Raw genomic sequence first — 22,280 nt, 5'->3', positions numbered from 1 at the left:
ACCCGCTGAGGGGGAAAAGAGCCGGTCAGCTGCTTCGTGCCCGTGACCGAGAGGTCCGCGCCGCCGCGGGAAGCCGGCACAGTCCGGGTGAGGCCGCCCTCCGCAGCCTGCTCGTCCGCGGGCTCGGCCTGTTCGACGAGCACTTTGCCGGCGGGCCCCGTACGAGCCCAGCAGCTCGCGCAGCCGACGATCGCGCGGCGCACCGTCCAGGACGGGAGGCGATGCGGGGCAGCCGAGTCCGACGAGTTCGTCACCGTCGGCCAGTACATGGCCAAGCGCAAGGACGATCTCACCGCCAACCACCGAGCCGAAATCGCGCGACTGGTCAGCATTGGCCAGACCGTCGCTGCCCAGGCCCAACGCGACCGTTGGCTCGCCGTCGAAGCCGCCCTCAAGGCCAAAAACGCCGCGACCGAAGCCAAGGACGCCGCTGAAAAGGCCAAGGCCTCTGCCGCCGAGGCCGCCGGCCACGCCGCCGCAGCCGACCGGTCGGCTGACGCAGCCGAACAGTCCGCCTCTGAGGCACGCAAGTCAGCCGCCACCGCCCGTACCGCGGCCGACCAGGCCGATCAGGACGCCAACGCAGCCGCCGACTCCGCGGCCGAGGCCGAGTTCTCCGCCGGCTACGCCCGCCAGTCCGCCAGCGAAGCCAATGCCTCCGCCGAACAGGCCCGCGCTTCCGCCCTCGCAGCGGGCAAGAGCCGCGAGCAGGCCGAGGCAATGGCCAAGAAGGCCTGGGCGACCGTCGCCACCAAGCGTGAGGCGGAGATCGCCGAAGCCCGGCGACAGGCCGCCGAAGAACGCAAGCGCCAGCAGGCGAAACAGCCCAAGCGGGTGTGCATTCCGCACCCCACCCGCGAAACCATGGCCCCGATAATGGCCTGCGTCGGCTCCCCCGGCGACTCCGTGATCCAGATGCCGCAGGTCGATCCCGCACTCGAGGCCCTCATCTGGGAGGTCAGCGGGCTCAACGACATCAAGAAGTGCGTCACCGAACCCACTCTGGCTCAGTGCATGATGGCCGGCATCGGGATCCTGCCCGTCGGCAAGCTCAAGCTCGCCGACAAGGCGCTCGACGGAATCCAGGCACTCATCGAGTCCAGGAAGTTCACCCGCTCCGTCGGATGCCTGGTTGGCGCCGCCGCACACAGCTTCCCGGCAGGCACCAAGGTCCTCATGGCCGACGGCAGCCACCGCCCGATCGAGCAGATCCAAGTCGGCGACCTCGTCACTACCACCGACCCGGTCACCGGCGAGTCCGGCCCACGGCCCGTCACCCGCACAATCACCACACCCGACGACCGCGACTTCACGGACGTCACACTCTCAGACGGCTCCGAGCTGACCTCCACGGACCACCACCCGTATTGGGTGGAGAACCGCAAGCGCTGGATCGACGCCGTCGACCTCCGCACCGGTGACGCCCTCCGCACCCCTGTCGGTACGGCGGTCCAGGTCGGCAAGACCAGCCACTGGACGGGCCTCCAGCCGGCCTACGACCTCACCGTCGACGACCTCCACACCTACTACGTCAACACCGGCACCACCGACGTCCTCGTCCACAACACCGACACGACCTGCCCCGCCTGGGTGGTCCAGATCCAGAATGCGCTCCCCAAGTGGTTCGAGGGAGACAAGACAGTCGGGCAGCTGCGTGGTGCCGACGGCAAAGTTCTTTCGTCCCTTCCGGATTCCCTCCGCGAGGTGCGCAGTGGCGAAGTGCTGGCCGATGGCAGTGCAGATCCCTGGTACGTAAAGGCCAACAAGATGATCTACACATCGGATCATCCCGGGTTCAAGAAGCCCAGGGTGGAACCCAAATACCCGCCATCTTCACACGTCGAGGCGAAATATGCAGCCTGGATGGCAGAAAACAAAATCAGCACGGCGACAGTGGTCATCAACAATAGTCAAGGAGTTTGCAGGAAGGCGCTCAACTGCTATGGAGCCATCGAGGCGATCCTGCCCGACGGGCACACTCTGAACGTGTACTACCCTGGTGCAGCCAAGGCTGTACCCCTGGTAGGCAAAAGGAAGGTCCCACTGCCTTGATTCTCTCCATCCACATCAATGAGACCATTTTCCTGCGCAACGAGCACGAGGTGGCTGCAGCCATCGATCGCGCGCTCACCATGAGAAGTAGCGGTCTGACTTGCGACACTTCATCGTTCCTCTACCACAAGACTGAGGACCCTGTGCCCAAGGAAGCCTCGCTTACTGTGACGGTGAATCACGATAGGCGATGCGGTGGTCTTGTCTGGTACGCGGACGGGGACACCGCCGAACGGCTTGCAGAAAGCGGTGGGAAGGATTTCGCAGATTCCATCTGGGTCTCGGTGAACCTCGATCCTCTAGCGTTCGACCCGGAACTCATGAGCGACCCCTGGACGCCTACCTACATGCACCGCACAAGCGCCCTCCCCATTCCAGTTTTGCGTGCCGCAATCGAAGAGTTCTGCAGGAACGGCACAGGAGACCGCCCGACATGCATCCAATGGATCGAAGGGAACTTCGATGGCACCATCCTTGAATAGCGGTCGAAATGTCGGCGAAGAAGCGCTGAAAACCCAAGGCTCGGCATGATCGTCGCCTCGGCCGCAGATGAAGACACTTTCTACGCCCGGTCTGAGGATGAGGTCGACGCACTTGTCAACCACATCATGGAGGACCTTCCGCAAGGATCTGCGACTCCGGACGGCTTTTCGATCATACCCGAGAAGGCCGTCGTCAGCATCGTCAAGGGAAAGTATCCGGAAGAGACCGATGAGCGATGGGAAAGTAACTGCCTCTACGTCAGCGTGAATACCAAAACCGGCTACGGCGCTCTTCGTTGGTACCTTCTGGAACCTGTCGAAGGGTCAGGCGAGGATCATATTTCCAGGTTCATCTGGACCTCAGGAAGTAAAACCCCCCCTCAGTAGACCCTCGATTGATCATGGACTCGGGAACGCCGACGCACTCCCCCCAGATGCCGCCATTCCGATCGCCAAGGTCCGAGAAGCGCAGGAGGAATTCTGCCGCGCCCGCACGGGCGACCGACCGAAATGCATCGATTGGCTCCTGCTTGATCAAAGTGTATGACTAATTTCTGGGAATCAAATAGTGCCCCGTGCCGTCATCTAGCACGGGGCACTCTCAGTCGACCACGAGCGTGACGCTGAGCTCGAAAGGGTGGGTGGCAGGGTTACTGGGGCGCCAAGGGTAGTACGTGCCAGACGCGGGGGCCGATGCAGGCGAACCAGGACTGGTCGTATGGCGCCTGCCCGGCCGGGTGGACCGGCCATTCGGCGAGGGCGGCGGTGTACCGGAGACGGTGTCGTCGTCCCAGGCGCGGCCGGCCACGGGCTGGCCGTCGGCGCGGACGTAGCTTTTGGCGAGCCAGGCGTCGAGGATCGCGTCGGGGGTCTGGGGCGCCGCTCACCCGGCTCAGGGTAGTTGGGTGAGCGGCGGGTGGTCCGTGGTGGCCCTATTGGGGAGGGTCGATGATGTGGAGCCACCACCCAAGGCGCTGGTCGCCTCTGGGCGGGGGAACGCCTTGTGTGAGCTGACGGAAGTTGAAGCGATCCAGCATCTGCATGCTGGCCTTGTTGTTGTAGTCGACCTGTCCGAGCACGTAGATCCGTTCGGCCTCGGGCTCGCAGTCGATGATGTCGTACAGGGCCTCTGTAACGGCTTCGTCGGCGAGGGCGCCTTCTTTGCCACGGTTGCGGGTGGCGACGGCGAGGAAGCACAGCTCGCGCACGACTTCTCCGGCGCCCATGAAGTCGAGGGCGAGAGCGAGCTGGGGAGGGAACGTGGTGGGGTCTAGACGCTGGTGGGTGTAGGCGGCGGCGATGCCCACGTCCAGCACCAGGCCTTGTCCGGACAGGCTGGCCTCAGCTTCCTCGGCGACCTGTCCGGCGAACGCGGCGCGGTCGCGGATGAGCCGACGATGCCGTCCTGCTGCTGGAGGAACCGCTGGGCGGCGGCCCGGATGGCGTCCTCGGTGCCGCCGACCTTGACGATCGCGACGCCTTCGAGGTGGGCCTTGATGCCGCGCAGCGTGACCGCGCCCCGGACGGCGACGGGAATGTGGCGGCTGGACAGGTCGAGGGTGTAGCGCTGCTGCACGAACGGCACGACGAACACCCCGCCGCCGACCACGACCTTCTGGCCGCTGTTGTCGGTGAACACCTGCCCGGTGTCCGGGTCGGTGGCCTGCTTGCCGCGCCGGCCGGTGATGATGAACGCCTCGCTGGGACCCGCGACCTTGTACCGGGTGACGACGACGAGGGCGAGCAGGACGAGGAGTACGACGACTCCCGCGACCGCGATGACGACTGGACTCATGATGGCTCCCCCTGGCTCCCGGAACGGGGCGGATCAGTGGTGAACACGAACGACGAAAGCGAGGCGAAAGGATTCGCCGGTGCTGCTCAGCGTTCGACGGCGCGGACGGTGACCGAGGTCGTCGAGGGCGTGGCCGTCACCCAGACCTCGCTCCCCCGCTCCAGCGGGGCGTCGGCGGTCGCGGCGTACTTCACCGGCTGCCCTCCCAGCGACAGCAGTACCTCGCCGAAACCGCCGGCCGGGATGGCGGTGACCACCCGGCCCGCCGAACCGACGAGTTCCGCCTGGTGCGGGGCACTCCCGCCGCCGTGCCGGAGCAGGGCGCGGCTGAAGCGGTACGTCGCCCAGCCCGCGCCCGCTCCGGCCGCGGCCCCCGCAGCGGCTGCCGCTCCGGGCCCGAGTCCGGTGGACCCGAGCACGATCGCCCCCGTGAAACCGAGCATCGAAACGAAGCCCGCGACCACCGGAAGCGACAGCCACCCGTCGAACAGTCCGTCCAGGGCACCCTCGAAGACCCCTTCGAGTACCCCGTCGAACACCAGCGAGACGGCGAGCAGCACGAGCCCCCCGATGCCGAGACCCAGAAACAAGCCCATGTGCACCTCCCCCGTCTGGCCACCGTTCCCGCCGGACAACGCCAGGCTGTCAAGAGGATGCCCACGCGCACATTGCCTGCCGTCGGCAATCTTTACGCCCTCTTGATGCCGCCGCCCTTCTGCTGCCCCCGTCGGCTGCGCGGGAGACGGCCCCTCAGGGTGACGCCCCCGTCGTGCCGCGGGGGGCGTGGCGGGGGCGTGGGGGGCGCGGAGAGCGCGGAAAGGTGGGCCCGGGTGCGCTGGTGGGGTCCGCAGGCGTTCGACGGACAGCGCGCGCCGGACTTCAGCCGGGCGGCCGAGTGGGTTGAGTCGGCCGGGGCGACTCCGCACGTCTCTGCCGTCAGGGCCCGTCGCGCGCCCTCGGTCACGCCAGCGTGCGCCCCCTGTCGACCTCACCACCCGTAAGGCTGCACCTCGACCACCAGTTCGCATGCACGTGCCGTAACGATGCCGGCCCTTGATCGTTTTCCACGCCGACAGCAATGGATGTCAGTTCCGATGGTGAGCTGATGATTGGGGGAGGCCCTCGTGCCCACTCAGACGGTTCCGACCGACGCCGGATGGCTGGTGACCGCCTTCCACCTGGATCGCGGGCCCGGCTGCGAAGTCGTGGCCGAACGCGTCCGGCAGCTGCGGGCCCGCATTCTCTTCGACCACGGCCGGCGGCCCGAGTTCCGCAAGGGGCTGGGGGTCTACACCGACGACCAGGAACTGGACTACGGCGCTTGGCATTTCGTGGCGAGGCGCCATGCCGACGGCCCCCCGCTGGGCTACGTCCGGTTGTGCACGCCGGAGGCGGGCGAGCTGTTCCAGACACGTTCTTTCCTGGGCGAGGAGCAATACCGGGATTTCCTGCTGTCGCACGGCCTCAGCGCGGCAGAAACGTTCGAGCACAGCCGTCTGGTCGTGGAGCACAGGGCGCGCAAGCTCGGCCTCGGCGTCCACCTCAACGCAATGGCCATCGCTGCGGCCCATTACCTGGGGGCCAAGGCCATGGTCGGCACGTCCGGCACGGCGGACGGGCAGGACCTCTTCCACGCGCAGTTCGGCTTCCGGCACGTCGCGGGCACCCGCCGGTACGTGGCGCAGTACACGGAAGACGTCGTGGTCATGATGCACCGGTCCACGGACGGTTCCGGCTCGTACGGCGCCCTCGTCGACGAACTGGAGGACACGTTCCCCGGGCTGGTGAGGCCCGCGTCGGACATCGACGCGGCGGAACGGGGCGAAGGCGCTGCGGGTGCCGCTGCGGGTGCCGCTGCCGGCCCGGTCGCCGGGCCCGCCGTCACCGGGACGAACGGGGACGAGCCGTGCTGGCGGCCCGACCTGTTCGACCTGCGGCAGCCCGGGGACGCCGCGGCCTTCGAGGCCCTGCTGGCTTCGGGCAGGGTGCGGGAGGTGGCGGACACCGTCGCGGAGCAGCTGGTGGAACTGGTCACCTGTCGCGAACCGGCACTGCGCCGCTCCCCGGAGGGTGTCGAGAGAGCCGTCGCCGGCCAGCTGGCGGGACGGTCCCTGCGGGAGTACGGGACCTGGGTGTGGTACCCCTGGTCCGGACGGCTCGTACACCTGCTCCCCCGCGAGGAGTTCCGGCTGGTGCGCACCGACCGCAACCGCGGGCGCATCGAACGGCCACAGCAGCGGCACCTGCTGGGACGCCGGGTCGGCATCATCGGCCTGTCGGTGGGCAGCAGTGCCGCGCTCACCTTCGCCATGGAGGGCGTTGCCGGCGCCTACAAGCTGGCGGATTTCGACACGCTCAGCGTCTCCAACCTGAACCGGCTCCGGGCCGGGGTGCATCACCTGGGTCTCAACAAGTGTGTGATCGCCGCCCGGCAGATGGCGGAGATCGACCCCTGGCTCGACATCGAGATCTTTCCCCGGGGCCTGGACGGCGCGTCGATGGCGGAGTTCTTCACCGGCGGGCACGGGAGCGTCGATCTGCTCGTCGAGGAGTGCGACGACCCGCGGGTCAAGCTCGCGGCCCGGGAGTGGGCACGGCGGCTGCGTGTCCCCGTGGTCATGGACGCCAACGACCGGGGCCTGCTGGACGTGGAGCGCTTCGACCTGGAGCCGGACCGTCCGCTCCTGCACGGGATCCTCGGCGACACCACGTCCGAGGATCTCAAGGACCTTTCGCCGCAGGAGAAGGTCGACGTCATCCTGGCCATGGTCGACCGGAACGGCATCAGTGCCGAGCTGGAGGCCTCGATCGCCCGCCTCGGGACCACGTTGAGCAGCTGGCCGCAACTGGCGTCCGGGGTCGCGCTGGGCGGTGCGCTCACCGCGGAGGCGGCCAGGCGCATCCTGCTGGGGCTCCCCCGCCCGTCGGGACGCTTCTACGCCGATCTCGCCGTCCTGACCTCGGCGGAGCGGAGCGTCCTGGCATGAGCACCCGCCTGCTCCCCGACACGGCGGCCTCCCATACGGGAACCGGTCCGTCGGGGTCCTTCGCCATCACCGGGAGCGGCCTCCACGTCCCGCCGACCGTCGTCACCAACGAGGAGGTCACCCGGGTCACGCACCGCAACGGCGACTGGATCACCTCGCGCACGGGCATCCGCGAGCGGCGGCGGCTCGCACCGGACCTCGCGACCTCGGACATGTGTCTCGCTGCTGCCCTGCCGGCCCTGCGGGCCTCGGGGACCGACGCGCGGGACCTGGACGCCGTCATCGTGGCGAGCTACACCCAGGACCAGCCGATGCCCTCCACGTCCGTCATGCTCAAGGACGCCCTCGGGGCGCGGCGAGCGCTCGCCCTGGACGTGTCCCAGGCCGCCTGCGCGTCGGGCATCCATGCCCTGCTGATGGCCGCCCACCTGCTGCAGAACCCCTGCTTGCGGCAGGTCCTGGTCGTCGGGGCCGACTGTGCCTCGCGCATCGTCAGCCCCACCGACCGCACCGCCGGCGTGTTCTTCGGGGACGCGGCCGCGGCCGTGGTGCTCAGCCGCACCGGAACCGAGGGGGCCGGGCTCCTCGCGTACGACATCGGATCCGAACTGTCCTACGCCGTCCAGGTGCCCGCCGGCGGGTCCCGTCGGCCCACCAGCGCGGACAGCGTCGCCTCCGGCGGCCACTACGTCGTCATGGACGGCCGGGCCGTCTGGGACACCGCGACCACCCGACTGCCCGAAAGCATCGGCAACGCCGTCGAACGGGCGGGCCTGACCCCTCAGGACATCGACCACTACTTCCTCCACCAGGCCAACCTCAACATCCTGCAGGCCGCACAGCACCGGCTCGGCGTTCCCGCGTCCCGCATGCCGGTCACGCTGGACGAACTGGGCAACACCGGATCGGCGGGCGTGTTCACGGCCCTGCACCGCGTCGTCGGCAGCGGGGGGCTCCGCCCGGGGGACACCTCCGTCATCTGCGGGATCGGGGCGGGGTTCCACTGGGGAACCCTCGTGCTGCGCCAGCCCTGAGCCCTCGCGGTACGCCGCACGCCACCCGGCGCCGTCCACGCGCCGCGGCCGTTCCCGACCAACCGTTCAGCCACTCACTCGCCCCCCACCCACCACGCGAAGGCTTCCCTCCCCCATGACTCGGACAGCGGTCGTCGCCGCGGTCGCAGGACACCTCCCGCCCCGCGTCGTCACCAACCACGACCTGGCCCTGCGCTTCGACACCACCGACGAGTGGATCCGTACCCGGACGGGCATCGCCCGCCGCCATCACGTCGACCCGGGTACGACCACCAGCGACCTGGCGGCCCGGGCAGGGCGCCGTGCACTGGAGAACGCCGGCGAGGAGCTGGCGGACCTGGTCGTCGTCGCCACCACCACACCCGACCGGCCGTGCCCCGCCACGGCGCCCACCGTCGCCACGAAGCTCGGGCTGACGGGCGTCGCCGCCTACGACGTCTCGGCCGTGTGCACCGGCTTCCTCTACGCGCTGCACGCCGCTGCCACGGCCGTACAGGCAGGGGCCGCCCGCCGGGCCCTGGTCATCGGTGCGGAGACGTTCAGCACCCTCCTCGACCCGGCCGATCGCACCACCGGCGTCATCTTCGGAGACGGCGCGGGAGCGGTGCTGCTGCGGGCCGGCGAACCCGGCGAGCCGGGATCGCTGGAGGCCATGCACCTCGGCAGCGACGGGACCATGGCCGACCTCATCACCGTGCGCGGAGGCCGCGGCGCGCCAGGCGCCCACGGCGACGGCGGCCCGGACGATCCGTACTTCCGGATGCAGGGCGCCCCGGTGTTCACGGCCGCCGTACGGCACATGGCGCAGTCCACGCGCAGCGTCCTGGACGACGTCGGCTGGAGCGTCGAGGACGTCGACCACCTCATCGGCCACCAGGCCAACAGCCGCATCCTGCGCGCCGTGGCGGAGAAGCTGAACCTGCCTCCGCAGCGCGCGCTGGTCAACATCGACCGCGTGGGGAACACCGCCGCGGCCTCGATCCCCCTGGCCATGACCGACGGCCACAGCACGGGCAGGCTCCGCAAGGGCGACCGGGTCGTCCTGACCGCGTTCGGCGGCGGAGCCACCTGGGGCGCCGCCGCACTCACCTGGCCGGACCTGCCCGTGCTCTGAGAGCGCCCCGTCCACCGGGACACCCGCTCACCACAACACCCCTCTCCGGAAAGGAACCTCCATGTCCGACGCCGTCCTGGCCGCCCTCGTCGACACCCTCGTGACCAAGTTCGACACCCCGCCCGGCAGTGCCGGCGCCCACACACCGCTCGGGGAGACGGCCGTCGACTCCCTCGCCCTCGTCGAACTCGGCCTCATCCTCGAAGAGCGACTGGGCACTCCCGTGCCCGAAGGCCTCCTCCACCCCGACCAGACTCTCCAGGAGGCGGCGCAGGCACTGGCCGCGCTGAACTCGCCAGGGCCTGCGCCCACGCCCGCGACGTGACCGTGATCAGTCCTCGACCCGGAGGCCGGCCACCCGGGCGCCCGTGATCAGTGATTGCACGAGCACGGCATCCGGCGTCACCGCTCGCCGGCCAGGTCCAGATCGCCGACCTGAGGCTCGCTCGGCGCCACATCCACCACCTTCGGACGGCGCCACGGGTGGGCGATCGGACGCCACCAGGGGTCCACGGGCAGCGTGCCGGCGGGCTCGAAGGGCTCGCCCGGGCGCGGAGACGCGACCGGCTGGCCCGCGCCCTCGCCCTCTTCAGCCGTCCACTCGCCCGGTTCCGACCACGCGTGGGGGGCGAGGTTGAAGGTGCCCCAGTGGATCGGCAGCAGCACGCCGTGCGGCCGGCCGCCCTGGAGGTCCAGGTGGGCCCGCATGCCCTCTTCCGGGGTCATGTGGATGTCCGGCCAGAACTCGCTGTACGCGCCGATCTGGATCATCGTGGCGTCGAAGGGGCCGTGGGCGGCGCCGATCTCGGCGAAGCCGGGGAAGTAGCCCGTGTCGCCGCTGTGGTAGATGCGGTGCTCGTCGCCGGCCACCACCCAGGAGGCCCACAGGGTGTGCTGGGTGTTGCGCAGGCCGCGGCCGCAGAAGTGCCGGGCCGGGGTCGCGGTGAGCGTCAGTCCGCCGACCTTGGTGCTCTCGTGCCAGTCCAGTTCGCGCAGCCGGTCGGCCGGCACGCCCCAGCGCTCCAGGTGGGCGCCGACGCCCAGGGGGACGGCGAAGACGGTGTCGGTGGCGGCCAGCGCCTTGATCGTCGGCAGGTCGAGGTGGTCGTAGTGGTCGTGGGAGATCACGACCACGTCCACCGGGCCGAGGGCGGCCAGCGGCACCGGCACCGCGTGCAGCCGCTTGGGCCCCGCGAAGGGGAAGGGAGAGCAGCGGTCGCCCCAGACGGGGTCGAAGAGCACGCGGTGGCCGTCGATCTCCGCGAGCACGCTGGAGTGGCCCATCCAGGTCAGCCGCAGGCCGGTGGCCGGCGGCCGGGCGATGTCGGCCAGGGTGGTGGGGTGCACGGGGATGGGCGCGCTGGGCGTGCGCCGGACCCGCTCCTCCTTGCGGAAGTAGATCTTGGCGAATTCGAGCGCCGAGCCGCTCGGCCGCTCCCGGGTGCCCACCGGGTTCTGGAAGACGCCGTCGGCGAAGTGCGGGGAACGGCGGATCCGCTCCATCCGCTCTCCGGACGGGTCCGCGCCGAAGGCTTCGGGCCGCAGCGCGCGCAGCCCTGCGCGCAGGGGACGGGAGCCGGTCAAGGCGCCTCCTGTGACGATGGGACGTGGGTGTGCTCTGCCCTTCCCAACGTGCGCGCGCGCCGAAGGATTCCGGCCGCGCCACGCGAAACGGACGCCTCCGCTCCCCCGCCTGCCTCCCGCGCTTCCCCCGGCTGCCCCCGTCGCTCCCCCGGCTGCGTCCCGCGCGCTTCCCCGACGGGCTTCCCCACGGAAGCCGCGGAAGCCGCGGAAGCCGTCCCCGGGCCGGGCGCGCCCCTCTCCCGTACGGGCGCGCCCACCCGGAGCGGTGCCGTGCCGGCCGCTCCGCTACAGGGGGAGCAGGTCGGGCCGCTTCGGCTCGACGTGGTCACCGGAGGACTCGCCGCGAAGCCGCCGGCCGATCCACGGTACGAGGTGCTCGCGCGCCCACTGGATGTTGTCGCGGGTGACCTCGGCGGAGCCGCGGGGCTCCATCGGCGGCCAGGGCTGGTCCGGGTCGGCAGGCACCTCCAGGCCGAGGACCTGGGCGGCGCGCAGCGCAACCCGGGTGTGGCCCTCCGGGGACAGGTGGAGCCGGTCGTCGTCCCAGGCCCGCCGGTCCTGTACGGACTTCAGCGACCAGAGGTCGAGGACGGGGCAGCCGTACCGGTCGGCGATCGAGCGGACGTGCGCGGTGTACGTGGCGACCTTGCCGCGCAGGTGGCGCAGGACGGGTACGCCGCGGGTGTCGAAGCCCGTGGTGATCATGACGGTGGGCACGACGCCGGTGAGGTCGGCGACGGCCGCCTCGAACCGCTCGGCGACGGCGTCGGGGTCGCTGCCGGGGCGGATGATGTCGTTGCCGCCGGCACAGAAGGTGACCAGGTCGGGCGCGAGCTCCTTGGCCCGGGGGACCTGCTCGGCCACGATCTGGTCCAACAGCCTGCCGCGTACGGCGAGGTTGGCGTACCGGAAGTCGTGCTCGTCGCGGCGGTCGGCGAGCAGCACCGCCAGCCGGTCGGCCCAGCCGAGGAACGCGCCGTCGGGACCGGGGTCTCCGACGCCCTCGGTGAAGCTGTCCCCGATCGCGGCGTACGAGCCGACGGGGAGGGTGGTTACGGGTGCCGTTGCTGTTGAAGGTGTCGATTCTCCTGCCACGGGAGCACATCCTTCACCGAAGGGTGTGACCTACGCGACCGTAGGAAGGGGTTGACGCGGGGTGATCTGGACCACCCGGTCAGTTTGGCCGAAAACAGCCGTACGACCGGGACCCCCCTCGGGACCCGGTCGTACGGCTGCCTCGGTGGACGCGCCGGCCTCGCGGGGCGCGCCGGCGGAAGCGGCTCAGACGCTGACGCCCTTGTCCCGGAGGTAGGCCAGCGGGTCGATGTCGTCGCCGTAGCTCGGACCCGTGCGGATCTCGAAGTGCAGGTGCGGGCCGGTGGAGTTGCCCGTGGAGCCGGAGAGGCCGATGCTGTCGCCGGCGCCGACCGACTGGCCCGCGGAGACGTTGAGCGAGGACAGGTGGGCGTACTGGGAGTAGCGGCCGTCCTCGTGCCGGATGATCACCTCGTTGCCGTACGCGCCGCCCCAGCCGGCGGAGACCACGGTGCCCGCGCCGACCGCGCGGACGGTGGTGCCGGAGCCGACCGAGAAGTCGACGCCCGTGTGGTAGCCGCTGGCCCACATGCCGCCGCCGGCCCGGTAGGAGGTGCTGATGCCGCCGCTGACCGGGGCGACGAACCCGGCGCCGCTCACCGCGGTGGCGGAGCGCTGGGTGGAGCGGCTGGCGGTGGCCGCGGACCGGTCGGCGCCGGTGTCCTCGGCGACGGCCTTGGGCTCGGCCTTCCGGACGGCCTTCTTCCGGGTCTTCTCCGGGGCCTTCTTCGCCGGCTTGGGCGCGGCCGCGGGCTTCGCCGGGGCCTCGGCCGCCTTCGGCGCGGCCGCGGCGCCGAGGGTCAGCTCCAGGCCGGGGTGGATCAGGGAGGGGTTGCCGCCGACGGCCTCGCGGTTGTCGGCGTACAGCTTCTGCCAGCCGCCGCTCAGGTGGTGCTCGTACGCGATCTTGGAGAGGTGGTCGCCGGCCACCACGGTGTACGTGGCGGGGGCGGCCTGCGGGGCCGCGGCGGGGGCGGCGGCCGGAGCGGTGCGGGCGGCCTGGGCGGCCTGGGCGGGCAGCGCCTGGGGGGCGGCGGCCGGCCCGGCGGCGTGGGCTCCGGAGGCCCCCATCAGCGGCAGCGCGAGGGCGGCGCCGCCGGTACCGGCGGCGACGAAACCGCGGCTTATCGGGCTGGACTTGGGGCGGCGGTGCTTACCCTTTCCGGGCATGGCGCATTCCTCTCCGGCGCCTGCGAGGTGAGCTGTCGGGTTCGGGCTGGAGATGCCCGGCCGCACACGTGCGGCTTCACCCCGAGCCGGCTGCGAGAAGATCGCGCCCGGCGGCTTACCTGGTTCCCCCGCTCCTGCCGCACGAGTGGTCGGGTGCGGTTTCCGGGCGGCGGCAGGATTCGGCGTTCCACCCGGATCGGGGGCGACGGTAATCCAGCGCCCTCAGGCGGAACAAGCCGTGAATTCCCCTTGGGAATCACCCGGATGAATGATCGACGGAATTCCCGTCACACTCCGTCCATTGCGGACGCGTAACAGCCAGCACCACAGCGGAATTCAGGATTCCATCGCAGCCACGGACGGTCACCGTATGATCTGCCTCACGAGGAGGTCGCACATCTGCCGCCTCATTGCGGTAACTTGACGCCAAGTAGTGCAATTCGGACATGTCCCCCGAGCCGCCAGGAGCCCCCACGTGACCCAGCAGATACCCCAGGCGCCGTCGACCGAGCCGGAGCTGACCGGCGTGCGCAACTTCCGCGACGTGGGCGGACTTCCGACCACAGACGGGCGGAGGATGCGAACGGGGCGTCTGTTCCGAAGCGGACATCTGGCACATGCCACCGATACCGATGCGCAATACCTCGCATCGCTCGGACTGCACACCGTCTTCGACTTCCGCAACGCCGCCGACAAGGCGCTCGAAGGCCCCGACGTCGAACTGCCGGGCGTGCGCAACGTCAACATCCCGCTCTCCGACCCGGCCGACGGCAAGGAGTTCTGGACGATGGTCCGCGACGGCGACCTGACCCAGCTGGAGGAGGTCCTGGGCGACGGCCGGGCCGCGGCGCGCATGTCCGCCTCGTACCGCAAGATGATCAAGGAGCGCACAGCCGAGCACAGCAGGGTGGTGCACGCCCTCGCCGAGGACAGCGTCCCCGCGCTGATGCACTGCGCGGCCGGCAAGGACCGGGCCGGCCTCTCCATCGCGGTCACCCTGCTCGCGCTCGGCGTGGAGCGCGGGGCCATCGTCACGGACTACCTGGAGTCGAACGCGCCGCACCGCCGCTACCGCGTCCGGCGCGGCAGCGACGCCCCCGAGGCCCGCTCCCCCGAGGTGATGGCGCTGCTCAGCCCGCTCTTCGACGCGCGGGCCGAGTACCTGGAGGCGGCCTTCGCCACCATCGACGAGGTCTGGGGCGGGGTCGACGGCTACCTGGCCGAGGGCCTGGCCCTGGGCCCGGACACCCTGGACCGGCTGCGCGAGCGCCTGCTGGCCTGACGCCCCGCCAGACGGCGCGGACCCGCAGGCGGTCACGGATGCGGGCGGGGGTGCGGCCCCCGCCCGTCCGCACGCCGCGCCCGCCCGGGTCCGTACGGCCGCGCCGCCCTGCTCAGCGCCCCGCGACCGCCTGCTTCACCAGCGTCCGCCCGAAGTCCCACATCAGCGAGCCGCCGCCGTGGGCCTCGTCCATCACGTCCCGGAAGGCGGCGACGAACCGCTCCACGTCCGCCTCGTCGATCACCAGCGGCGGAATGAGCTTGATCACTTCGAGGTGGTCGCCGGAGACCTGCGTCAGGATCCGGTGCTTCTGCAGCAGCGGGACGACCACCATCTGCGCGAAGAGTCCCTTGCGGGCCGCCTGGAGCATCGTCCACCGGCTGCGCAGCCCCAGCGACGAGGGCCGTCCGAACTCGATGCCGATCATCAGCCCCCGGCCGCGGACCTCGTGCAGCAGCTCGTACTCGCCGACCATGGCGGCGAGCCGCCCGCGCAGCAGGTCGCCCATCGCCCGCGCGTGCGCCACCAGCCCCTCGTCGTCCATCACGGCGAGGACCGCGAGCCCGGCCGCCATCGCCTGCGCGTTGGACCCGAAGCTGGCCGAGTGCACCAGTACCCGGTCCATGGACGAGTACACCTTCTTGAAGATCCAGTCCTTGCCGAGGGTGGCGCCCACCGGCACGTACCCGCCCGAGAGCGCCTTCGCCACGCACACCAGGTCGGGCTCCACGCCCGCCTCGTGCTGGTACGCGTAGAAGTCCCCGGTCCTGCCGAGGCCGGTCTGCACCTCGTCGGCGATCAGCAGGGCCCGGTGCCGGTGCAGCAGCTCCTGCGCGGCCCGCAGGTAGCCGGGCGGCGCCGGGTACACCCCCTTGCCCTGGACCGGCTCGACGATCAGGGCGGCCACGTCCCCGTGGCGCAGCTCCCGCTCCAGGGCACCGAGGTCCCCGAGCGGCACCGCGGTGTCGGGCAGCAGCGGGGCGAACCCGTCGCGGAAGCCGCTCTCGCCGTTGACCGAGAGGGAGCCGGCGGTCAGGCCGTGGAAGGCGTGGGTGCAGTAGAGCACCCTGGGCCGGCCGGTGGCGTAGCGGGCGAACTTCAGCGCGGTCTCCACGGCCTCGGTGCCGCTGTTGCCGAAGAACACCCGGTCCAGGTGGGGGCTGTACGAGAGCAGCCGCTCGGCCAGCAGTCCCGGCAGCGGCTGGCAGTCGAAGCGGGTCAGGTCGGCCAGCGAGGCGTCGAGCACGTCGTGCAGCGCCTTGCGGACCACCGGGTGGTGCCGGCCCAGGCCCATCACGCCGAAGCCGGCCAGCATGTCGAGGTGGTCGTGGCCCTCGGCGTCCCAGAAGTGGGCGCCCTCGGCCCGCTCGTAGACCTTGTCGAAGCCGATGGTGTGCAGCATGCGGGGCAGCTGGTGGTTGAGGTGGCGGGCGTGCAGTTCGTACCGCTCCCCACCGCGTTCGGCGAGCAGCCGGCCGAGGTCGAAGCCCTTCCCCGCGGCCGTGGGGTCCTGTGTCATGCGGTGTTCTCCTCCTCGGGCGCGCCGGCCTGGCCGCGGAGTGCCGCCGCGGTCCCGTCACGCTGTTCCTGGCCCCCCAGGGCCCGGGCGATGCTCCCGGCGATCTCGACCGGGGTCAGCCCGATGTCGGCGAGCACCTCGCCGCGCTTGGCGTGCGCGAGGAACCGCTCGGGGATCCCGAAGGACCGCAGCGGTACGTCGGTCCCCGCGTCCCGCAGCTGCTGGGCGACGGCCCAGCCCACGCCACCGGTGCGGCTGTTGTCCTCGACCACGGCGACCAGGCGGTGCCGGGCGGCCATGGGTACGAGGGCCTCGTCGAGCGGCTTGACCCAGCGCGGGTCCACCACGGTGCAGGAGACGCCCCGGGCGGCGAGCAGCTCGGCGGCGCCGAGGCAGACCGGGGCCATCACGCCCGCGGAGACGATCAGCACGTCCTCCCGGCCCGGTGCGGCGCGCAGCAGCAGGTCCATGCCGCCGACGCGGCCGGCCGCGGGCACCGGGGGTCCGACGGCCTCCTTGGGGAAGCGCAGCACGGTCGGCGCGTCGGAGACGTCGAGGGCCTCGCGCAGCTGGGCGCGGAGCTGGCCGGCGTCGCGGGGGGCGGCGATGCGCAGGCCGGGAACGACCTGGAGGACCGACAGGTCCCACATGCCGTTGTGGGAGGGGCCGTCGGTGCCGGTGACGCCGGCCCGGTCCAGGACGAAGGTGACGCCGCACCCGTGCAGGGCCACGTCCATCAGGACCTGGTCGAAGGCCCGGTTGAGGAAGGTGGCGTAGACGGCGACGACCGGGTGGAGTCCGCCGGCGGCCAGACCGGCGGCCGAGGTGGCCGCGTGCTGCTCGGCGATGCCGACGTCCCAGACGCGGTCGGGGAAGCGGGCGGCGAACTCGGTGAAGCCGACGGGGTGGAGCATCGCCGCGGTGACGGCGACCACGTCGGCCCGTTCGGCCCCGATCCGGGCCAGCTCCTCGCCGAAGGCGGAGGTCCAGGAGGGCACGGGGGCCTCCAGTGGCAGCCCGGTGCCGGGGTCGATGACGCCGACGGTGTGGAAGCGGTCGGCCTCGTCGGCGAGGGCGGGCGGGCAGCCGCGCCCCTTCTCGGTGATGCAGTGCACGAGGACCGGGCCGCGGAATCGTTTGGCCCGGTGCAGCGCGGCCTCCAGCGCCTCGGTGTCGTGCCCGTCGACCGGGCCGATGTACTTCAGGCCCAGGTCCTCGAACAGGCCCTGGGGCGCGACGGCGTCCTTGAGGCCCTTCTTCGCCCCGTGCAGGCCCCCGTAGAGGGGCTTGCCCACGACGGGCGTGCGCTCCAGGAGGTCCCGGCCCCGGGCCAGGAGGCGCTCGTAGCCGTCGGCGGTGCGCAGGGCGGCCAGGTGACCGGCGAGTCCGCCGATGGTGGGGCCGTAGCTGCGCTCGTTGTCGTTGACGACGATGACGAGCGGGCGGTCGGCGGCCGCGATGTTGTTGAGCGCCTCCCAGGCCATGCCGCCGGTGAGGGCGCCGTCGCCGGTGACGGCGACGACGTGGCCGGAGCCGTCGCGCAGCTGCCGGGCCTTGGCGAGGCCGTCGGCCCAGCCGAGGACGGTGGAGGCGTGCGAGTTCTCGATGACGTCGTGTTCGGATTCCGCGCGCGACGGATATCCGGAGAGTCCGCCCTTTCCGCGGAGTTTCGAGAAGTCCTGACGGCCGGTGAGCAGTTTGTGCACGTAACTCTGGTGGCCGGTGTCCCAGAGAATGCGGTCCACCGGCGAATCGAACACGCGGTGCAGGGCCATGGTCAGTTCGACCACGCCGAGATTGGGTCCGAGGTGGCCGCCGGTCCTCGCGACGGCTTGGATCAGGAATTGCCGGATTTCCTGGGCGAGTTCGGCCAGGTGCTCGCCGGGAACCGCTTTCAGGTCGCGCGGTCCCCGGATCCCTTCGAGAATCGACATGCTGGTCCCCCTGGTGATCGTGTGCCGCTCCTCAGTCGCGGTTGCCCGAGACCGTCTCGCGGGCGGCGCGCAGGGACTCCTTGAGGGAACCCATGGTGGCGAGGACGGCGGTCGGCTCGTAGCCGCAGTGCGCCATGCAGTTGGCGCACCGGGGGTCCTTGCCGCGGCCGTACTTGTCCCAGTCGGTGTCCTCGACGAGCTCGCGGTACGTGGGCACGTAGCCGTCGCTCATCAGGTAGCAGGGCCGCTGCCAGCCGAAGAGGGAGTAGTTGGGGATGGCCCAGGCCGTGCAGGGGAAGTCCGCCTTGCCCTCCAGGAAGTCGAGGAAGAGCGGCGAGTGGTTGAGCCGCCAGCGGCGCCGGTTGCCGCCCGCGAAGGCCTTCCTGAACAGCTCGCGGGTCTGCTCGACCCCGAGGAAGTGCTCCTGGTCGGGCGCCTTCTCGTAGGCGTAGGCCGGCGAGATCATCATCTCGTCGACCTGGAGGTCGTCGTTGAGGAAGTTGAGCACCTCGATGACGGTCTGGGGGGTGTCCGTGTTGAAGAAGGTCGAGTTCGTGGTGACACGGAAGCCCCGGCGCTTGGCCTCCTTGATGGCCGCCACCGCCTCGTCGAAGACGCCTTCCTTGGCGACGGACTCGTCGTGGCGCTCGCGGAGGCCGTCGATGTGCACGGCGAAGGCGAAGTACGGCGAGGGGCGGAAGTCCTCGATCTTCTTGCGCAGCAGCAGCGCGTTGGTGCACAGGAAGACGTACTTCCGCCTGGCCACCAGCTGCCGGACGATCTCGTGGATCTGCGGGTGCATCAGCGGCTCGCCGCCCGCGATGGACACCATCGGCGCGCCCGACTCCAGCACGGCGCCGACCGCCTGCGCGACCGGCATCCGCTGCTTGAGCACGCCCGCCGGGTGCTGGATCTTGCCGCAGCCCTCGCATTTCAGGTTGCAGGCGTAGAGCGGCTCCAGCTCGACGATGAGCGGGAACTTCTCACGCTTGCGGAGCTTCTGTTCGAAGAGATAGGTCCCGACCCTGATGGACTGTCGCAGCGGCATGGCCATCTGGCTCACCTCCTGGGGAGCAGCGAAGAACGGTGCCAGTCATGGAAAACGGGAAGGACGGCACGAAGGACACGGAAGGCCGATATTCCACCGCGTACCGTGCCGATTCGGACGAGCTCATGCTCCGGAGCGTCCACGATCACCCGGACGGCCGCAACCGGGCGCCGTCCGGCGGTGTGGGGGGCCGGGTGTGCCGGGTGCCCGGCGGGCGCAGCGGGGCCGGCCGGTGCGTGGACCGCCGTCCACAGCGTGGCGGCCGACTCCATGTCCACCGCGATGGCACCGGAGGCCTGCAGTTCGGCGCGTTCCGGGCCGCGGACGACGTGGTCCGAGCCGGTCAGCACACCGGTGTGGACGGTGCGGCCGGGTACGGCCGCGGCCAGCGCCTCGGCGAGCGCGGCGGTGCCGTCGCAGACGACGTCGCCCCGGGGGTCGCGGGTGCGTTCGGCGACGACCAGGTCCCCGGGGTGCATGCCGGGCAGCAGCCCGGCGCAGAACCCGGTGGCGACGACGGCCGCCCCCGCCATGCCGGGGGCCACGAGGGCCCGGGCCACGGCCCGCTCGGCCGCCAGCGGCCCCATGCCGGTCCGCAGGACGGTCAGCGGGCCGTCCGCCCCGCGGCGCGCGCCGCCGCGCAGCGCGAGGCGCTCGATGCCGAGCGCACAGGCGACGAGCAACGGGGGCACGGGATCGCCGTCCGCCGCCTGCCGCCCCGGGTCGGACCTGCCTCCGCCGGCCATCAGACCCCGCCGTCCACGACCGGTGCGGCACGCGGCGGCACGGCGTCACCCGGCACGGGCGCCACGTGCCCGCGCCCCGCGGGGTCCTGGGCGGCCGGCGCCGCACTCGGTGCCGCCGGGCCGGGAGCCGGCGGGCCAGGCGCCACCGTGCCCGGGGCCGCCGGGCCAGGGGCCGCCGTGCCGGGCGATCCCGTGCCCAAGGCCCCGGCCCCCGCCGGCTCCTCCCCGCCGGAGGCGGTTCCGCGAGCGGGCTCGGCCGCATCCCGTACCGGGGCAGGGCCCGCGCCGGCCGGGGGCGCGGTCCCGTCGGCCCGCACTGCCGCGCGGCCGCCCGTACCGCCGGGGGCGAACGGCTCCCCGTACAGGTAGCGGCCGAGCGCGGTGAGCGGGAAGACCTGCCGGTACAGGTGGTAGTTGATGGAGAAGTCCCAGGGGAATCCGGTGCCGGTGAAGTGCGGCTCGTCCCAGGAGCCGTCGGGCCGCTGCGTGCCGGTGAGGAAGGCGACGCCGCGCTGGACGGCCTTGCCGTCCCGCTCCCCCGCCGCCAGCAGGGCGAGCAGCGCCCAGGCGGTCTGCGAGGCGGTGGACTCGCCGCGGCCGGCCCAGCTCCTGTCGTGGTACGAGCGCTGGTCCTCGCCCCAGCCGCCGTCCTCGTTCTGTACGGATTCCAGCCAGCCGACCGCGCGGCGCACCGCGGGGTGCCCGGGGGCGATCCCGGCGGCCACGAGCGCGGGGACCACGGAGCCGGTCCCGTACACGTAGTTGGTTCCCCAGCGGCCGAACCAGGAGCCGTCCGGCTCCTGCTCCGCGAGCAGCCACTCGACGCCGCGCCGGGTGCGCGGGTGGTGGGCCCGGCCCTCGACGGCCAGCATCTCCACCACGTGGGCGGTGACGTCGGCCGAGGGCGGGTCGACGACCTCGCCGAAGTCGCAGAAGGGCAGCCGGTTGGGGTAGGGGCTGGTGTTGTCGGCGTCGAAGGCGCCCCAGCCGCCGTTCTTCGACTGCATCCCGAGGTTCCAGCTGACGCCCCGCCGGATGGCCCCCTCGACGCGGGCGGGCTGCGGGTGCCTGATCCGGCGCAGTGCCAGCACCACCTCGGCGGTGTCGTCGATGTCGGGGTAGTTGTCGTTGTGGAACTCGAAGGCCCAGCCGCCGGGGGCGAGACCGGGGCGGCGTACGGTCCAGTCGCCGGGCCGCTCGATCTCCTCGTCCAGCATCCAGTCGGCGGCCTTGACCAGCGCCGGGTGGTCCGGGGGCAGCCCTGCGTCGGCGAGGGCGATGGCGGCCAGGCAGGTGTCCCAGACGGGCGACTGGCAGGCCTCGATCATGCGGGCGCCGTCCTCGCGCCAGACGGCGAACCGGTCGAGGGACTCCAGCCCGGCCCTCATCACCGGGTGCTCCAGGTCGTAGCCGAGGAGGTGGAGGGCGATGACGGAGTAGACGGCGGGAGGCTGGATGCCGCCCCAGCAGCCGTCGTTCTCCTGGCGTTCGATGATCCAGCGGGCGGCCGTGTTCATGGCCGCCCGGCGCAGTCTGCGCGGCGCCAGCCGGTGGTAGACGTGGAGGGCCTTGTCCATCCGCTGGAAGAAGCCGTCCCAGGTGGTGGGCGGGTCGAGGGGCCGCGGCGGGTTGGGGTTCCGGGCGTCGGTGTGCAGCTCGTCGAGCGTGAAGGGGGCGGGGCGCACCGGCCGCTTGGCGGAGACCACGGTGAGCGGCACGATCGTCTGCCGGGCCCAGCAGCCGAAGTCGTAGATGTTGAGCGGGAACCAGGGGGGCAGGTAGATCAGCTCGGGGGGCAGCTCGGGCAGGTCCTCCCAGCGCCACCAGCCGAACAGGGCGAGCCAGATCCTGGTGAACACGCGGGCCCGGGCGATGCCGCCGTTGGCGCGGATCCAGGCGGAGGCGCGGGCCATGTGCGGCGCGTCGGGGGCGTCCCCGGCCAGCCGGAGGGCGACGTACGCCTCGACGGTGGCGGACAGTTCGGACGGGCCGCCGTGGAAGGTGGCCCAGGTGCCGTCCGGGCGCTGCTCGCCCCGGATGAAGAGCGCGGCGGCCCGGGTGGTGGCCTCGTCCCTGATGCCGAGGAACTGGCGCAGCAGCAGGTCCTCGGCGTCCATGGTGACGTTGGTCTCCAGGTCACCCTTCCACCAGCCGGCCGGGTCCTGCCGGGCGAGCAGGTGCCCGGTGGCCCGCTCGACGGCCTCGCGCACCACCTCCGGGGCGGCCCGGTCCGCCGGCCCGTCCGGACCGGGTCCGGCGCCCGCCGCGGGGGCGGGCGCGCCGAGCCGTGCCGCTTCGCTCCTGCCGGCCGATTCGGCGCCCGGCCCCGCCGGGCCGGCGCCTCCGTCGGTCGTCGCTGTCATGGCTTCCCCTTCGTGCAGTGTCCTCTGCTGTGCTGGGGTCCGACGTCGGCCGGCGCCGGGTCAAGAGCAGGTGGC

The 22,280-nt window shown here is 71.6% G+C and carries 19 protein-coding genes, 1 pseudogene and 1 riboswitch; of the genes and pseudogenes, 9 read left to right on the top strand and 11 right to left on the bottom strand.

Features of this window, described 5'->3' with window-relative positions; genetic code table 11:
- The first annotated feature begins 267 nt into the window (after positions 1 to 267).
- Genes ACIF6F_RS05075 through ACIF6F_RS05060 form a run of 4 tightly spaced genes read left to right on the top strand, consistent with a single transcriptional unit; the run spans position 268 to position 3,081 of the window.
- The gene (locus ACIF6F_RS05075) at positions 268 to 2,052 is read left to right on the top strand and encodes a DddA-like double-stranded DNA deaminase toxin (protein ID WP_399941363.1); all 1,785 of its coding nucleotides are present in this window, start codon (positions 268 to 270) and stop codon (positions 2,050 to 2,052) included.
- Positions 2,049 to 2,534, top strand: coding sequence for an Imm1 family immunity protein (locus ACIF6F_RS05070; RefSeq protein WP_399941360.1), 486 nt, complete (start codon positions 2,049 to 2,051; stop codon positions 2,532 to 2,534). The genes ACIF6F_RS05075 and ACIF6F_RS05070 overlap by 4 nt, the downstream gene beginning before the upstream one ends.
- 45 nt (positions 2,535 to 2,579) lie before the next feature.
- Positions 2,580 to 2,921: a hypothetical protein gene (locus tag ACIF6F_RS05065; protein WP_399941358.1), complete on the top strand. Its 342-nt coding sequence runs from the start codon at positions 2,580 to 2,582 to the stop codon at positions 2,919 to 2,921.
- On the top strand, positions 2,803 to 3,081 hold the full coding sequence (locus ACIF6F_RS05060) for an Imm1 family immunity protein (RefSeq protein WP_399942166.1): 279 nt from the start codon (positions 2,803 to 2,805) through the stop codon (positions 3,079 to 3,081). The genes ACIF6F_RS05065 and ACIF6F_RS05060 overlap by 119 nt, the downstream gene beginning before the upstream one ends.
- 385 nt (positions 3,082 to 3,466) lie before the next feature.
- Here ACIF6F_RS05060 and ACIF6F_RS05055 read toward each other — a convergent pair whose 3' ends face one another.
- The 3 genes and pseudogenes from ACIF6F_RS05055 to ACIF6F_RS05045 form a co-directional block, all read right to left on the bottom strand.
- Positions 3,467 to 3,841: a hypothetical protein gene (locus tag ACIF6F_RS05055; RefSeq protein WP_399942216.1), complete on the bottom strand. Its 375-nt coding sequence runs from the start codon at positions 3,839 to 3,841 to the stop codon at positions 3,467 to 3,469.
- A pseudogene (locus tag ACIF6F_RS05050) lies at positions 3,842 to 4,329 on the bottom strand (SPFH domain-containing protein); the annotation flags it as partial.
- Between the two features lie 86 nt (positions 4,330 to 4,415).
- Positions 4,416 to 4,925 (bottom strand): hypothetical protein, encoded by a 510-nt coding sequence (locus tag ACIF6F_RS05045; protein WP_399941355.1) that lies wholly within the window; start codon positions 4,923 to 4,925, stop codon positions 4,416 to 4,418.
- Between the two features lie 528 nt (positions 4,926 to 5,453).
- Between ACIF6F_RS05045 and ACIF6F_RS05040 the strand changes: the two genes are divergently transcribed.
- The 4 genes from ACIF6F_RS05040 to ACIF6F_RS05025 all read left to right on the top strand — a co-directional run bounded on the left by ACIF6F_RS05040 (position 5,454) and on the right by ACIF6F_RS05025 (position 9,789).
- Positions 5,454 to 7,316 carry a ThiF family adenylyltransferase gene (locus ACIF6F_RS05040; protein ID WP_399941353.1) on the top strand — a complete coding sequence of 621 codons (1,863 nt, stop codon included), beginning with the start codon at positions 5,454 to 5,456 and terminating at the stop codon, positions 7,314 to 7,316.
- On the top strand, positions 7,313 to 8,350 hold the full coding sequence (locus ACIF6F_RS05035; protein WP_399941350.1) for a 3-oxoacyl-ACP synthase III family protein: 1,038 nt from the start codon (positions 7,313 to 7,315) through the stop codon (positions 8,348 to 8,350). The genes ACIF6F_RS05040 and ACIF6F_RS05035 overlap by 4 nt, the downstream gene beginning before the upstream one ends.
- A gap of 115 nt (positions 8,351 to 8,465) precedes the next feature.
- Complete coding sequence (locus ACIF6F_RS05030; RefSeq protein WP_399941348.1) at positions 8,466 to 9,464, top strand: beta-ketoacyl-ACP synthase III; 999 nt, start codon at positions 8,466 to 8,468, stop codon at positions 9,462 to 9,464.
- A gap of 61 nt (positions 9,465 to 9,525) precedes the next feature.
- On the top strand, positions 9,526 to 9,789 hold the full coding sequence (locus ACIF6F_RS05025) for a phosphopantetheine-binding protein (RefSeq protein WP_399941347.1): 264 nt from the start codon (positions 9,526 to 9,528) through the stop codon (positions 9,787 to 9,789).
- Positions 9,790 to 9,866: 77 nt separating this feature from the next.
- Here ACIF6F_RS05025 and ACIF6F_RS05020 read toward each other — a convergent pair whose 3' ends face one another.
- The 3 genes from ACIF6F_RS05020 to ACIF6F_RS05010 form a co-directional block, all read right to left on the bottom strand.
- The gene (locus ACIF6F_RS05020) at positions 9,867 to 11,048 is read right to left on the bottom strand and encodes an MBL fold metallo-hydrolase (RefSeq protein WP_399941344.1); all 1,182 of its coding nucleotides are present in this window, start codon (positions 11,046 to 11,048) and stop codon (positions 9,867 to 9,869) included.
- A gap of 285 nt (positions 11,049 to 11,333) precedes the next feature.
- Positions 11,334 to 12,143: an SGNH/GDSL hydrolase family protein gene (locus ACIF6F_RS05015; RefSeq protein WP_399941342.1), complete on the bottom strand. Its 810-nt coding sequence runs from the start codon at positions 12,141 to 12,143 to the stop codon at positions 11,334 to 11,336.
- A gap of 186 nt (positions 12,144 to 12,329) precedes the next feature.
- Entirely contained in the window at positions 12,330 to 13,313 is a 984-nt protein-coding gene (locus ACIF6F_RS05010) for a peptidoglycan DD-metalloendopeptidase family protein (protein ID WP_399941340.1), read from the bottom strand.
- A 4-nt stretch (positions 13,314 to 13,317) separates the two neighbouring features.
- Positions 13,318 to 13,475: riboswitch (cyclic di-AMP (ydaO/yuaA leader) on the bottom strand.
- Positions 13,476 to 13,788: 313 nt separating this feature from the next.
- Between ACIF6F_RS05010 and ACIF6F_RS05005 the strand changes: the two genes are divergently transcribed.
- Positions 13,789 to 14,595 carry a tyrosine-protein phosphatase gene (locus tag ACIF6F_RS05005; RefSeq protein WP_399941337.1) on the top strand — a complete coding sequence of 269 codons (807 nt, stop codon included), beginning with the start codon at positions 13,789 to 13,791 and terminating at the stop codon, positions 14,593 to 14,595.
- A 112-nt stretch (positions 14,596 to 14,707) separates the two neighbouring features.
- Here the strand turns inward: ACIF6F_RS05005 and ACIF6F_RS05000 are convergent, their stop codons facing one another.
- Genes ACIF6F_RS05000 through shc form a run of 5 tightly spaced genes read right to left on the bottom strand, consistent with a single transcriptional unit; the run spans position 14,708 to position 22,205 of the window.
- Positions 14,708 to 16,114, bottom strand: coding sequence for an aspartate aminotransferase family protein (locus tag ACIF6F_RS05000; RefSeq protein ID WP_399941334.1), 1,407 nt, complete (start codon positions 16,112 to 16,114; stop codon positions 14,708 to 14,710).
- Positions 16,111 to 18,048: a 1-deoxy-D-xylulose-5-phosphate synthase gene (gene dxs, locus ACIF6F_RS04995; RefSeq protein ID WP_399941332.1), complete on the bottom strand. Its 1,938-nt coding sequence runs from the start codon at positions 18,046 to 18,048 to the stop codon at positions 16,111 to 16,113. Before dxs ends, ACIF6F_RS05000 begins: the two co-directional genes overlap by 4 nt.
- A 31-nt stretch (positions 18,049 to 18,079) precedes the next feature.
- Positions 18,080 to 19,102, bottom strand: coding sequence for an adenosyl-hopene transferase HpnH (gene hpnH / locus ACIF6F_RS04990; RefSeq protein ID WP_399941329.1), 1,023 nt, complete (start codon positions 19,100 to 19,102; stop codon positions 18,080 to 18,082).
- Positions 19,103 to 19,107: 5 nt separating this feature from the next.
- Positions 19,108 to 19,842 (bottom strand): 1-hydroxy-2-methyl-2-butenyl 4-diphosphate reductase, encoded by a 735-nt coding sequence (locus ACIF6F_RS04985; protein WP_399941327.1) that lies wholly within the window; start codon positions 19,840 to 19,842, stop codon positions 19,108 to 19,110.
- Positions 19,842 to 22,205 (bottom strand): squalene--hopene cyclase, encoded by a 2,364-nt coding sequence (gene shc / locus ACIF6F_RS04980; RefSeq protein ID WP_399941324.1) that lies wholly within the window; start codon positions 22,203 to 22,205, stop codon positions 19,842 to 19,844. The genes ACIF6F_RS04985 and shc overlap by 1 nt, the downstream gene beginning before the upstream one ends.
- Positions 22,206 to 22,280: the final 75 nt, after the last annotated feature.

The sequence above is a fragment of the Streptomyces sp. NPDC086023 genome, from assembly GCF_044540325.1.
Classification (GTDB): Bacteria; Actinomycetota; Actinomycetes; order Streptomycetales; family Streptomycetaceae; genus Streptomyces.
The sequence above is the reverse complement of the archived record's forward strand: the minus strand, read 5'-3'. Positions and strand labels throughout refer to the sequence as shown.